This window comes from Actinomadura rubrisoli, from assembly GCF_004349215.1.
Taxonomy (GTDB): Bacteria; Actinomycetota; Actinomycetes; order Streptosporangiales; family Streptosporangiaceae; genus Spirillospora; species Spirillospora rubrisoli.
In genome coordinates, this window is record NZ_SMKU01000260.1 from 1 (window position 1) to 13,545 (window position 13,545).

Sequence of the window (13,545 nt, forward strand, 5' to 3'; positions counted from 1 at the left end):
ACCGACTTCCGATCCAGGTCACCCCCGCCGGCCCCCCGCTAGGAGGATCGCGTATGCCAAGCCAACCCCGCCTCGCCGAGAAGATCCGTCCGCTGCGGTTCCGGGCGCCGCGCAAGAGGACCCTGGCGCTCGCCGTCGCCGCCTCGGCCGGACTGACCGTGACGGTCGCCACTCCGGCCTTCTCCCACGGCTACGCCAACGCCCCCGTCAGCCGCGCCCTCTTCTGCAAACAGGGCGTGGTGAAGGACTGCGGCGACGTCCAGTGGGAACCGCAGAGCGTCGAAGGCCGGAAGGGCTTCCCGCAGTCCGGACCGGGTGACGGCCGGATCTGCGCCGCCGGCGACAGCCGCTGGGCGCCGTTGGACGACCAGCGCAACGGCCAGTGGCCTGCGACGCGGCTCACCAGCGGCCAGTCTTACACCTTCGCCTGGACGCTCACCGCCGCGCACTCCACCACGTCGTTCCGGTACTTCATCACCAAGGACGGCTGGAACACGACCAAGCCGCTCACTCGCGCGGCGCTCGACCTCACGCCCTTCCTGCGCGTGGACTTCGGCAACAAGCAGCCGCCCAACTCCGTCTCCCACTCCGGCACCGTGCCCACCCGGCACGGGCGCCACATGATCGTGGCCGTATGGGACATCGCCGACACCGGTAACGCCTTCTACCAGTGCTCGGATGTGGACTTCGGCTGATTAGACCCACCTCCCGCGGGCACCGTCGCTCTCCGCCCGCACCCGGGGACCGGATGGGACCGCGCTCCCATCCGGTCCCCGCGGTCTTCACCGTCCGGGCCGGGGCGTTCCCGTCCGGTCCCCCGGGTCTTCCCTCCGCTCCCCGGTCGCTCCCCTCCGCTCCCCCGGTCGCTTCCGTCCGGCCCGGGCGGTCCTCCCCCGTCCGGCGTGATCCTTCTGCATACCGCCGGGCATGCGCCGACCGCTCCCACGTGGCACGATTCAGAGACTCGCCGGTAACAACCGGTTGGTCCCACCCCCCGCGAGGAGTGCCATGCTCAATCTGTCCGTGCTGCTGGAGGACGCGGCCCGCGAGACGCCCGACCGCGACTCCGTCGTGTTCGGTGACATCCGGCTGTCGTACTCCTTCATCGACTCGGTCGCGAACCAGGTCGCGAACCTGCTGCGGTCACGGGGCATCGGGCCGGGCGACAAGGTGGCGCTGTCGTCGCCGAACCTGCCGTACTTCCCGATGGTCTACTTCGGGATCCTCAAGGCGGGCGCGGTGGTCGTCCCGCTGAACGTGCTGCTGAAGCCGCGGGAGATCGCCTACCACCTGGCCGACTCGGACGCGAAGGCGCTGTTCTGCTTCGAGGGGACGCCGGAGCTGCCGCTGGGCGAGATGGGCCACGCCGGGTTCCAGCAGGCCGAGGGCTGCGAGCACTTCTTCCTGCTGCCGGCGAGCCTGGCGGCCACCGAGTCCCCGATCGAGGGCGCGGAGCTGTTCTGGGCGGCGCTGGGGGGCCTGCCGGGCACGTTCGACACCGAGCGGACCGCGGCGACCGACACCGCCGTGATCATCTACACGAGCGGGACGACCGGCCGGCCGAAGGGCGCCGAGCTCACGCACGGCAACCTGCTGATGAACGCGATGGTGGACGACACGCTCTTCCACCGGACGCTGCACGACACGTCGCTGGTGACGCTGCCGCTGTTCCACATCTTCGGGCAGTCGTGCGTGATGAACGTCGGCTTCTTCCGGCGCGCGACGCTCGTCATGCAGCCGAGGTTCGACGCCCGGCAGGCCGTCGAGCTGATGGTGAAGGAGAAGGTGAACATCTTCGCCGGCGTCCCGACCATGTACTGGGCGCTGCTGACCGACGACACCTCTCCCGGGGACGTCGAGACGATTCGCGACAACCTGCGGGTCGCGGTGTCGGGCGGCGCGGCGCTGCCCATGGAGGTCATCAAGGGCTTCCAGGACAAGTTCGGCGTGAACGTCCTGGAGGGCTACGGCCTGTCGGAGACCTCGCCGGTGGCCTCCTTCAACCGGCCCGACCGTCCGACCAAGGCCGGCTCGATCGGCCTGCCCATCTGGGGCGTCGAGATGAAGCTCATCGACGACGACTGGAAGGAGATCGAGGGCGAGGGTCCCGGCGAGATCGCCGTCCGCGGGCACAACATCATGAAGGGCTACTACAACCGGCCGGAGGCGACCGCCGAGGCGACGCGGGACGGCTGGTTCCGCACCGGGGACGTGGCGCGCCGCGACGAGGACGGCTACTACTTCATCATCGACCGCGCCAAGGACATGATCATCCGGGGCGGCTACAACGTGTACCCGCGGGAGCTGGAAGAGGTCCTGATGACCCACCCGCAGGTGTCGCTGGCCGCGGTGGTGGGGGTCGCGCACCCGAGCCACGGTGAAGAGGTCAAGGCGTACGTGATCCGGACGCCGGACGCCACGGTCACCGAGGACGAGCTGGTCGCCTGGGGCAGGGAGCAGTTCGCCGGCTACAAGTACCCGCGGATCGTGGAGTTCCGGGAGGAGCTGCCGATGACCGCCACGGGGAAGATCCTCAAGCGCGAGCTCCGCTGACCCGCCGGCGCGTCCCAGGGCCTCGGCCTCAGCGCGGGCTGAGGTCCTGGGTGCCGACGACTTGCAGCGGCTTCAGGGCCTCGTGGGACGGCGTGCCCGGCGCCGCGGTGGAGAGGACGACCTTCTGGTCGCGTTCGGGCGCGAGGAGGATGCCGCAGTGCGCGGAACACCGAATAGCGGAACACCGGCTAGAAGAGGATGTGCTCGTCGGTGAGGCCGTAGAAGGCGAGCCGGCTGTCGGCGAGGAGTTCCAGGTCGCTCGGCCGCCAGGTGTGGCGCGCCGCGTCCGCGTGCCGGATGGTGATGAACGAGAACCGGTCGGCGGCGTACACCCGCACGCCGTCGGAGCGGAGCCGCCGGAACAGGTCCGTGTCCTCGCCCCGGCCCACGTCCGCGAACCGGTAGGACCGCATCAGGTCGCCCTTGCCGAGGAGCGCGCCGCCGCGCAGGATGTCCACGTACCGGTGCTCGTGCTCGGGGTAGCGCAGGAGGGTCGCGTTGATCGAGCCAAGGTGCGCGTAGTGGGCAAGCTTCCCGACGACACCGGCCTCGGTGTAGGAGAAGGCGGGCAGCAGGTCGGACAGGTAGTGCGGCCCGTAGATCTCGTCGTCGTCCATCTTGCCGATGTAGTCGCCGTCGGCGGCGTCGATGGCGAGGTTCAGGCAGCCGCCGAGGGTTACCGACGAGTCGGCCGCGAGGACCGCTACGTCGTCGATCCCCGCGTCCATGGCGAGCTTCTGGATGTCCACGGGATCGAGGTCGAGCTTGTGCAGGACCATGACGAGCTGCAAGGGGCGCCACTCCTGCCGTGCCGCCATCTCGATCGCGGGGCCGATCTGCTCGGCTCGGCAGGTGGACAGCAGTAGCGACACGGTCGGCCGGTTCTCCTGCGGAGCGCGCGCGGGACCGATCCCGAGGTGTTCGGTGACGGTGTCGATCCGATGCCGGTAGGTGTGCTCGGCGTAGACGCGACGCAACGCGAGGTGGGCCTGCCGGTCGCGCAGCTCCGATCCGTTCAGGAGCGCGCGCAGGACCCGTGACGCGTCCTTGCCGTCCTCCACGGTGGGGCCGAACGCGGGATCGGCGTCCGCCCGGTGGTGGACGACCGGGACTCCGGCGGCGGCGGCCTCGAATGCCAGGCGCGGCCCTGGGGCGATGACCACCTGGTAGCGCTTGCGGGCGACTACGGCCTGCTCGTACGGGCGTGGTGGGATGACCCGCTGCCGGTACAGATGGGGGAACCCGGTCGCGGCGAAGTGGGCGCCGAGGCGCGGCGCGGGGGCGATCAGCGGTTCCGCCGCCTCGTCGTACTCCCCCTCGTACAGCAGCGGGTACCGGCCCTGGTTCTGGACACGGATCGGGTTGTGCAGACGCGGCTGGGCGGCGAACGGCAGATGCTGGACGCGGTCGTGCCCGAGCCGCTGCCGGTAGTCCTCGACGGCCGCCGCGTCCACCGTGAAGACGTGGTCGAAGGACGACGCGGCGTCGCCGAGGCCCGCGCCGGTGTCCCAGTACGCGGTCGGGATGCCGTGCTCGCGGCACCAGGTGGCCATCTCCGCGACGGGCAGGGCGGTCTGGACGGACTCCACCAGCAGCAACCCGGGGCGACGGGCCTCCAGCACCTCCCGCCAGTCTTCCGGCATGAGACCGCTCAGCTGCGTCCACTCGTAGCGCAGGGCGGCCTCAAGGACGGGGCTCAGCACGACGGCCGCGACAAGGTCGGGCCGGTTGATGGGACCGTCCGGGGAAGGCGGCGTCGCCGCGTCCGTCGCCATCGGGTCGATGTCAGCGACCCGGACGTCCGGACGGCGGGTCTTGGTGGGCTCTTCGGCGGGCTCAGGCGGAAGCGGGCGCGCGCGCAGAGCGTCCCGGAGACGGCGAAACGAGGCAGGCGCCAGCGGACGGCGGCGGAACGCTGCCAGCGCCGGGCCCAGCCGCGACCAGCGCCGCAGCCGGAGCGCGTTGTGGCGCCACTCCGCCAGCTCCGCCCGGTGCGCCTGCACCGCGCGGTCGCGGTCCAGCGCGCCGATGCGGTGGGCGGCCTCGTCCAGCGAGGCGACCAGCCGCTCGATCTGGTCGTCGCGGTCGCCGCGCTCGCGCTCCAGCTCGGCGAGCCGCAGCCGGACCGCCGCGTTGTCGGCGGCCAGCCGGTCACCCCGTTCCCGCAGACCAGTGAGCTCGGCGGTCGTCGGGTCGGTCTCCGGCACGGGAACTCCCGGGGCATGAGGCGGGCGGCAGGCTCCTGTCCGCTGAGCGGCAGGCCACTTTCGCTCACGCTAGACGCGCCCATACAGCCGTCCCGCCGATCTCGACGCCTTGCCACGCAACGTTCACCCGAACGTCGCCGTCCCGTCCGCCGGTCTTTCAGCACGCCTTGAACCGGCGTTCTGGGGACGGGCTAGATGCGGCTCCATGCCTCGCTCAGGACCGAACGGAGAATCTGCTCGATCTCGTCGAAATGGCTCTGGTCGCAGATGAGCGGCGGTGCCAGCTGGACGACGGGGTCGCCGCGGTCGTCGGCACGGCAATACAGGCCCGCTTCGAACAGGGCCCTGTCGAGGAAGCCGCGCAACAGCCGCTCCGACTCCTCGCCGTCGAACGTCTCACGGGCGTGCTGGTCCTTCACCAGCTCGATGCCGTAGAAGAAGCCGTCGCCGCGGACGTCCCCGACGATCGGCAGGTCGCGGAGCCCGTCCAGGGTCGCGCGGAACGCGTCCTGGTTGCGCAGGACGTGGCCGGTCAGGTCCTCCCGCTCGAACAGGTCGAGGTTCGCCAGCGCCACGGCCGCCGACACCGGGTGGCCGCCGAAGGTGTAGCCGTGCGCGAACATGGCCGTCCCGTGCCGGAACGGCTCGAACAGGCGGTCGGCGACGAGCATGCCGCCGAGCGGCGAGTATCCCGAGGTCACTCCCTTGGCGAAGGTGATGATGTCGGGTGTGTAGCCGAACTTCTGCGCGCCGAACATCGTCCCGAGCCGTCCGAACGCGCAGATCACCTCGTCCGACACCAGCAGGACGTCGTGCCGGTCGCAGATCTCGCGGACGCGCTGGAAGTAGCCCGGCGGCGGCGGGAAGCAACCGCCCGCGTTCTGCACCGGCTCCAGGTAGACGGCCGCGACGGTGTCCGGACCCTCGAACTCGATGGCCTCCTCGATGCGGTCGGCGGCCCAGCGTCCGAACGCCTCGGGATCGTCGCGGTACTCGGCGGCCCGGTAGATGTTGGTGTTCGGGACGCGGAACCCGCTCGGCACCAGCGGCTCGTACGGGGCCTTCAGCTCCGGCAGGCCGGTGATCGACAGCGCGCCGTGCGGGGTGCCGTGGTAGGCCACGGCGCGGCTGATCACCTTGTGCTTGGTGGGCTTGCCGGTCAGCTTGAAGTAGTGCTTGGCGAGCTTCCAGGCACTCTCGACGGCCTCGCCGCCACCGGAGGTGAAGAACACCCGGTCGAGGCCGTCCGGCGCGAGGCCGGCCAGACGCTCGGCGAGCTCGGCGGCCTTCGGGTGCGCGTACGACCACAGCGGGAAGAAGGCCAGCTCGGCGGCCTGCTTGGCGGCGGCCTGCGCGAGCTCCTCGCGGCCGTGGCCCGCCTGGACGGTGAACAGTCCGGACAGCCCGTCCAGGTAGCGCCGACCGTCCGCGTCGTAGACGTACGGGCCCTCACCTCGGACGATCATCGGGATCGGGCCGCCGCCCTGGGACGGCGCGTGGCGCGCGAAGTGCATCCACAGGTGGTCGCGGGCCGCCCGCTGGAGTGAGTCGTTCTGCTGGTGGGTTCCGTCCGGCTCCGTCATCACACTTCCTTGTCGACCTCAGGACGCGCACGGAATGCGAGCGATCCAGTTGCATCGATGCTAAGTCAGCACGGAATCCGGTGTAAATACGATCTCTGGCACCGATATCCGCAGGATCATGTGAGCGGCGCACGTTCGTCCGGCCGTTCGGGAACCGCGCGGGGGCGCGCGGGGACCATCGGGGCGCGCGCGGGGACGGGACCAGCGCGGCGGGGTAGCGTCGCCCGCGAGGCGAGGAGGCGAACCCGCGAATGGGCGACATCACGACGGGATCGGTCGAGGCGAACGGGCTGGAGTTCGGGTACCTGACGGCGGGTCCCGGGGACGGGCCCCTGGCCCTGTGCCTGCACGGCTTCCCTGACTCGGCGCATACCTGGCGGCGCCTCATGCCCGAACTGGCCGCCGCCGGGTACCGCGCCGTGGCGCCGTTCATGCGCGGCTACGCGCCGACCTCGATCCCCGAGGACGGCGCGTACCAGGCCGGTGCGCTCGCCGCCGATGCCGTCGCGTTGCACGAGGCGCTCGGCGGCGGCCCGGACGCGGTCCTCATCGGGCACGACTGGGGCGCGTTCGCCACCTACGGCGCCGCGGCCTTCGCTCCGGAGCGCTGGCGCAAGGTCGTCACGATGGCCGTCCCGCCGATATCCGTGATGGGCACCACATTCTTCGACTACGAGCAACTAAAGCGCTCGTTTTACATGTTCGTCTTCCAGACCCCGGTGGCCGAGGCCGCCCTGAACCGCGCGTTCATCGAGGGCCTGTGGCGCGACTGGTCGCCTGCGGGCGCCGGAGACTCCGGCGGTTCCGCCGAGGACGTCGACCACGTCATGTCCTGCCTGTCCACGCCCGCGAACATGGCGGCGGCGATCGGCTACTACCGCGCCATGTTCGACCCGTCCCGCCACGTCGAGCGCTACGCCGCCGAGCAGCGGGCCTGTGACGCCATGGGCGAACGGCCCGTCCTCTACCTGCACGGCGCCGAGGACGGCTGCCTCGGTGTGGACGTCATCGCGCCTGGCGACGACCTGAGCGGCGTACTCGCAGCCCTGCCGCCGGGGTCCCGTGCCGGACTCGTCCCCGGCGCGGGCCATTTCCTCCAGATCGACCGTCCGGACGAGGTCAACCGCCGCGTCGTCGACTGGCTGGCGGACTAGCGCGGGCTATCTAGGCCGCGTCGCCGGAAACCGCGTCACCGCAGGGCTCTTACGGCGCGATCGGTTGCGCGGAGCGTGCTCGGTGCCGTCGGACCGCGTCGCGGTTGGCGCACCGGTGGGAGCAGTAGCGCTGCCGTCCGGTGCGGGTGGTGTCGGCGAAGATTGTGGTGCACTCGGTCACGGCGCACCGCCGGAGCCGGTGCATGCCCCGTCCCACCAGGTGCAGCGCGGTACCGACGGCGATCAGGGCGAACAGCACGGAGCCGAGCGGCTGCCGGTCGTCGCGGTAGTGCAGATGCCAGCCCTCCCCGGCGTGGTCGGTCAGCCGCGGGTAGGCGGCGGCCGCGGCCAGCATCCGGTTGAGCAGTTCGGCGCGCTCATGCTCGTCGCCGGCGTCGACGATCTCCTCCCACGCCTCCAGCGCGCTGAGAGCGCGCTCCAGGTCCCGCGACGTGACCGGGTGCTCCAGGACCAGACCGGCGGCGCGGCAGCGGTCTGCGAGCTCCTCGGCGCTCGCTGGGCGCCGGTTGGCCAGGTCGGCGGCCAGGTTGACGGCGTCCCGGCCGTAAGGGTTGAGGTGCATAAGCCTATTACACCAGCCTGGTCGGCATGACACACCACACCGATGTACGGCAGGCGGTGGAGGGCGACGTCGCGGAGCTCGTGCGCCTGCGCGCGCTGCTGTTCGAGGACCTCGGCGGCGATTTCTTCAACCCCTCGTCGGCAGGCGACGACTGGCGGGACGCCCTTGGCAGGGTGCTGAAGGACAAGCTGACGACGGACGACGCGCAGATCCTCGTCATCGACGGCGCCAACGGCCTCGCCGCCTGCGGCATCGGCACCATCGAGCAGTGGTTTCCCGGACCGCACTCAAGGAACGGCCGCATCGGGCACGTGATCGGCGTGGTCACCGATCCGGCGTACCGGCGGCGCGGCCACAGCCGCGCCATCATGCAGGGCCTGCTGGACTGGTTCCGAGAACGTGAGGCCGTCCGGGTGGACCTGTACGCCTCCCGCGAGGGCGAACCCCTCTACCGGGAACTCGGCTTCTTCGACCATCCCGATCCCTCGCTGTGCTGGCGTCCGTGACGAGCGTTGAGCCGGACCGGGCGGCCCACCGTTTGGGCCCTGGGGGCGTTCCGTCCGAAACGGGGATCCGGACGATCCTGAGCGGTCCCCCGCACCGCGCGTGGCGATACCGGTGGGTAATCCTCGGCATCGCCACCTTCGTCCAGGCCGCCTCCGGCTTCTTCGTGCAGGGCATCGGGGCGATGGGCGTGCACCTGCAACGTGACCTGGACGTGAGCACGGCCCAGTTGGGACTGCTGCTCTCGGCGTCCCAGCTGGTCCCCTTGGTCGGTCTACTGGTGGCCGGGGAACTACTGGACCGCTACAACGAACGCTGGGTCGTCGGGATTGGCGCCTGTGTGGTCGCCGCAAGCCTGACTGTGGGAAGCCTGGCACCGGGCTACGTGGCCCTGCTTCTCGTCCTTCTGATCGTCGGTGCGGGGTACAGCACCGTTCAGCCCGGTGGCAGTAAGTCGGTGGCGACCTGGTTCGACACGTCCCAGCGCGGACTGGCGATGGGCATACGTCAGGCGGGGGTTCCGCTGGGCGGGGTACTCGCCGCGGCCGTGCTGCCCTTCATCGCCGCCGCTCTCGGCTGGCGCGCGACGCTCGTGGTCGGCGGGCTCGTCGCGTTCCTGGGGGCGAGCGCCTTCATGTGCCTGTACCGACAGCCGCCCGTCCAAAGCGCTCCTCAGGCCACGGAGCCGTCCGCCTCGCCCGGATCGCGGCTCGGCGCCCGGCTGCGGATGCTCCGCGAACCGTCCATGGTGAAGATCCTGCTGTCCGGGACGTGCCTGGTCTCGGTGCACAGCGGCGTCGGCGTCCTGACCGTGCTGTACCTCCACGAGACGACCTCTCTCGGGGCCGGGACGACGGCCCTCGTCTACGTGGCGACCCAGGGGGCGGGCGTTGCCGGCCGCGTCTGCCTGGCGGCTTGGAGCGACCGCGGCAGGTCTGGACGCTACCCCTCGGTCATGGCCTGCATGGCCGCCGTGATCGTAGGGATGACGGCGCTGATGACACCCGTAGGACATTCCCCTGCGGCAGCCTGCGCGCTGTTCATCTGGCTCGGCTTCTTCGGGATCGGCTGGTACGGCCCGTGGGTCGCCTATGTGGCCGAGTCGGCGCCACCGGGCAAGACGGGTTCGACCCTCGGCCTGGCCATGGCCGTCACCCAGATCGCCGTCATCCTGGCGCCGTCCGTCCTCGGCCTGGTCAAGGATCTGACCCACAGCTTCGTACCGGCCTGGGGCCTGCTCACCGCGATGACCGCCGTTGCCCTGACGGTCACGGCCCGCACAGAACGTCGGCATCACCCCGGCCCCATCGGACGCCCGCAGCGGTCACCAGGGCCATGACGGGAACCTCTTGCCGGGCCTCAACGGCCGCCGGTGGAAGGCAGGGGCATGGCCGGGCAGTGGGTACCGGGCAGCGGGGTCTCCAGCGTCAGCAGATACCGGTCGATCGCCGCGGTGGTGCATGGCTCATACGTGTAGACCGAGTGGCCGACGCCGTCGTAGGTGAGCAGCACCGCACCGGGGATCTGCCGTGCCACGCTGACCGCCCACGGATACGGGGTCGCGACGTCGTACCTGCTGTTGGTCACCAGAATCGGTGGGGTGCCCTGGATCCGGTACGGGCGTTGGGGGTTGCGGGGCCGAGGCAGAAAGCCCTGACATTTGGTGATATCAGTCCATGCCAGAGGGTTGACCCGAGTATGTGGTGCCGCCCGCCGAGACGCGGCCATGTGGCCGTCCAACTGCTCGAAGTCGCGGACCGGGAAACTGAAGTCGGAGCAGAGGACCGCCTCGTAGGGCCTCTCCTCGCTCCTGGCCCATGGCCGTGACGGGGTTCCGGTGCGGAGCTTGCTGAGATACGTGGCCAGACTCACCCAGTCGCGCGTGCTGTACAACGCCCGGCGGATCGTCTCGGACAGGTCTTCGGGCGCGAGCTTGGAGCCGGGCTTGTCCGGGTCGTTCAACTCTCCCCGGTCGGCCTTGGCCATCAGCTCGTCCAGGACCTTGAGCGGGTCCTGGCCGCGCAGCGCACAGCGCGGGCTCGTCGCGCACCAAGCGGCGAACTGGCTGTATGCCTGTTCCAGCGCCTCGGAGGTAGGGATCAGGTAGCCGCGCGTGCTGGTGATGCTGTGGTCCATGTTGCTGTCGAGCGACAGTGCGCGGACGCGCCGCGGATACTCCTCGGCGTACTGCTGACCGAGCAGCGTCCCGTAGGACTCCCCCTGCAGGGAGATCTGCCGCTGGCCGAGCGCGCCGCGGATCGCATCGGTGTCCCGGACGACGCTGAGGGTGTCGACGTGGTCGAACAGCGTGCCGGTGAGCCGCCGGCACCCCTCGGCCAGCCTCTGGTGATACGCCACCAAGCGCCGGTACGTCTCCGGGCCACGCGGGTACTCCGAGGGCGGGTTGTCGTCGGTGGGGCACAGCACCGGGTGGCTGCGGCGGACTCCACGGGCGTCGAATCCGACGATATCGAACCGCCGGAGGATCTCGGGCGCGAGGAAGTCACGAGCGAAGAACACCACGTAGTTCACGCCGGAACCGCCCGAACCACCCGGACCGCCGGGCAGGAGGAACAGCGAACCGATCCGGTCCTTCGGATCGCCGGCCCGCACCCGGGCCACCACGATGTCGACCTTGGCGCCCGAAGGACGCGCCCAGTCGATCGGGACCGATACCTTGCCGCATTCGACGGTCTCGTCGTCAGGGCACGGCTTCCAATCGATCCCCTCGACCGTGGAAGCCTGAACCTCTGGGACGGAGACCAGGCCCGACGGGAGAAGTCCTAACAGCAGCAGCGAAATCCTGGCGATCCAGCGCATCAGCCCTCCCTGAGAGTGCGGAACTGGTCCAGGCGCCCCGCTACGTCCGAGGTCCGGCTACGTCCGAGGTCCGGCTACGTCCGGGGACCCGGTTCACACGCCCGGTTGCGCGATACTCCCCTCTCCACGCCGGGACGGGTCCCGGCCGTCACCGCGGTGACGGCCGGGAGATGCCCGTCGCCGAAGACGTTCTGTCCTGCGCGCGCCACTGGCCCGACGCCCCCGATCACGGCGAGGGACGGGACGCGCATCGTCATCGGGTGAGCAGGTCGCGGAGGGCCTTGGCGATATCCGCGGGGGCCTCCTCGGCCATGAAGTGGCCGCAGGTGACGGTGGAGTGGTGCAGGTCCGGTGCCCAGGCGCTCCAGAGGGCGCGTGCGTCGAAGCCGAGAGCGGCGCCCCAGTCCTGCTGGAGCACGGTGACCGGCATCCGCAGCCGGTTGCCCGCGTCACGGTCGGCCTGGTCGTGGTCGACGTCGATGCCCGCGGACGCGCGGTAGTCGGCGACGATCGACGGCACGGCCGCTCGGCAGGCATCCAGGTACGCGGCGCGGACCTCGGCGGGGATGGCCCCCGGGTCGTTGGTCCAGACGTCGAGGAAGTGGCCGAAGAACGCGTCCGCGCTGGCGGCGATCATTTGCTCGGGCAGGCCTGGGGGCTGGGCCATCAGGTAGAGGTGGAATCCGACGGCGGCGCTGGTGCCGTGCATCGCGTCCCACATCTCCAGGGTCGGCAGCACGTCGAGGGAGGCCAGGTGGGTGACCACCTTAGGGTGGTCGAGCGCGGCCCGGAAGGCGACCAGAGCGCCGCGGTCGTGCCCGGCCAGCGCGAACCGCTCGTGTCCCAGCGCGCGCGCCAAGGCGACGATGTCGGCGGCCATGGTGCGCTTGGAGTAAGTGCCGGCGTCGGCCTCAGCGGGCTTGTCGCTGTCGCCGTAGCCGCGCAGGTCGGGACAGATCACGGTGTGGTCGGCCGCCAGGTCGGCGGCGACGTGCCGCCACATCAGATGGGTCTGCGGGAAGCCGTGCAGCAGGACGATCGGGCTGCCCGACCCGCCGACGGCCACGTTCAGGGACACGCCGTCGGCGACGGGAACGCGCTGGTAATCGAAGTCGGTGATGGAGATTGTCATGGTTTCACCCTTTCCTCGGTGAGCGGTTATCCACAGATTGCCGAACGCGGATGAGCATCCGGTCAGCGCGCTAACGTGATCAGAGGTGACAGGGGGTGAAGGGGTGCGGGTCGTGTTCGGAGTGCTGGGGCCGGTGACGGCCTGGGACGCCGCCGGGGGCGCCATCGACCTGAAGGGACCGCGGCACCGCGCCGTGCTGGCCCGGCTGATCGTCGCGCGCCGCCGCGTCGTCCCGGTCGGCCGCCTGGTCGACGATCTGTGGGACGACCCTCCCCAGGGCGCGGTGAGCGCCATCCGCACCTTCGTGGGGGCGTTGCGCCGCGCGACGGAGCCCGAGCGGCCGCCGCGCACTCCTCCCCGGCTGCTGGTCACCGAGGGCCCGGGATACGCGCTGCACGCCGAACCCGACTCAGTCGACGCCTGGCGCTTCGAACGGACCGTGGCCGCCGCCGCGAAATCACCGCCCGAAGACGCACTGGCAGCCCTGGAGGAGGCGCTCGGATGGTGGCGCGGGCCCGCCTACGCCGATTTCGCCGACGAGCACTGGGCCCGCGCGGAGCGCTCCCGCCTGGTCGAGCTGCGCCTGCACGCCACCGAACGCCGGGCCGAGGCACGTCTCGCCTTGGGACAAGCCGCCGAGGCCGTCCCCGACTTGGACGCCCACGCGAGCGAACATCCCTGGCGCGAGGCCGCCTGGCGCCTCCTGGCACTAGCCCTGTACCGCACGGGCCGCCAAAGAGACGCCCTAGCCGTCCTCAACCGAGCCAAAGCCATGCTGGTCGAACAGCTCGGCCTAGACCCAAGCCCAGAACTGCGCCGCTTGGAAACGAACATCCTCACCCAAAACCCAACCCTGGACGCTCCCACCAACCCCACACCCCAACCCGTACCAACACCGAGATCCAACCCCCAGCCGTGGCCTCACCCCCAATCAGGTTCCAAACCCCAGCCGGAGCCAAGGGCCAAGTCGGAGCCGGAATCCGAGCCTGGGCGTCGGCCAGGGGTGGAG

The 13,545-nt window shown here is 70.6% G+C and carries 11 protein-coding genes; 6 read left to right on the forward strand and 5 right to left on the reverse strand.

Annotated elements, in window-relative coordinates:
- The first annotated feature begins 53 nt into the window (after positions 1-53).
- Both E1298_RS34100 and E1298_RS34105 read left to right on the forward strand, forming a co-directional pair.
- Positions 54-695, forward strand: a complete 642-nt coding sequence (locus E1298_RS34100) for a lytic polysaccharide monooxygenase auxiliary activity family 9 protein (RefSeq protein WP_131900700.1) — start codon at positions 54-56, stop codon at positions 693-695.
- A gap of 313 nt (positions 696-1,008) precedes the next feature.
- Positions 1,009-2,553, forward strand: coding sequence for a long-chain-fatty-acid--CoA ligase (locus E1298_RS34105; protein WP_131900702.1), 1,545 nt, complete (start codon positions 1,009-1,011; stop codon positions 2,551-2,553).
- Between the two features lie 188 nt (positions 2,554-2,741).
- On the opposite strand, the gene E1298_RS34115 is transcribed toward E1298_RS34105, so the two are convergent.
- Entirely contained in the window at positions 2,742-4,760 is a 2,019-nt protein-coding gene (locus tag E1298_RS34115) for a glycosyltransferase family protein (RefSeq protein ID WP_131900704.1), read from the reverse strand.
- 191 nt (positions 4,761-4,951) lie between these two features.
- Positions 4,952-6,343, reverse strand: coding sequence for an aspartate aminotransferase family protein (locus tag E1298_RS34120; protein WP_131900706.1), 1,392 nt, complete (start codon positions 6,341-6,343; stop codon positions 4,952-4,954).
- Positions 6,344-6,594: 251 nt separating this feature from the next.
- Between E1298_RS34120 and E1298_RS34125 the strand changes: the two genes are divergently transcribed.
- Complete coding sequence (locus E1298_RS34125; protein WP_131900708.1) at positions 6,595-7,497, forward strand: alpha/beta fold hydrolase; 903 nt, start codon at positions 6,595-6,597, stop codon at positions 7,495-7,497.
- A gap of 49 nt (positions 7,498-7,546) precedes the next feature.
- Here the strand turns inward: E1298_RS34125 and E1298_RS34130 are convergent, their stop codons facing one another.
- Positions 7,547-8,080, reverse strand: coding sequence for a CGNR zinc finger domain-containing protein (locus E1298_RS34130; RefSeq protein ID WP_131900710.1), 534 nt, complete (start codon positions 8,078-8,080; stop codon positions 7,547-7,549).
- Between the two features lie 26 nt (positions 8,081-8,106).
- Here E1298_RS34130 and E1298_RS34135 point away from each other — a divergent pair, with 26 nt between their 5' ends.
- Entirely contained in the window at positions 8,107-8,586 is a 480-nt protein-coding gene (locus E1298_RS34135) for a GNAT family N-acetyltransferase (RefSeq protein ID WP_131900712.1), read from the forward strand.
- Positions 8,583-9,923, forward strand: coding sequence for an MFS transporter (locus E1298_RS34140; RefSeq protein ID WP_243725976.1), 1,341 nt, complete (start codon positions 8,583-8,585; stop codon positions 9,921-9,923). Before E1298_RS34135 ends, E1298_RS34140 begins: the two co-directional genes overlap by 4 nt.
- A gap of 20 nt (positions 9,924-9,943) precedes the next feature.
- Here the strand turns inward: E1298_RS34140 and E1298_RS34145 are convergent, their stop codons facing one another.
- On the reverse strand, positions 9,944-11,404 hold the full coding sequence (locus E1298_RS34145; RefSeq protein WP_131900714.1) for an alpha/beta hydrolase: 1,461 nt from the start codon (positions 11,402-11,404) through the stop codon (positions 9,944-9,946).
- Positions 11,405-11,657: 253 nt separating this feature from the next.
- Positions 11,658-12,536 carry an alpha/beta fold hydrolase gene (locus E1298_RS34150; protein WP_131900716.1) on the reverse strand — a complete coding sequence of 293 codons (879 nt, stop codon included), beginning with the start codon at positions 12,534-12,536 and terminating at the stop codon, positions 11,658-11,660.
- A gap of 103 nt (positions 12,537-12,639) precedes the next feature.
- Between E1298_RS34150 and E1298_RS34155 the strand changes: the two genes are divergently transcribed.
- Positions 12,640-13,545: BTAD domain-containing putative transcriptional regulator (locus tag E1298_RS34155; RefSeq protein ID WP_207944997.1), on the forward strand; the 906-nt coding region annotated here is incomplete at its 3' end.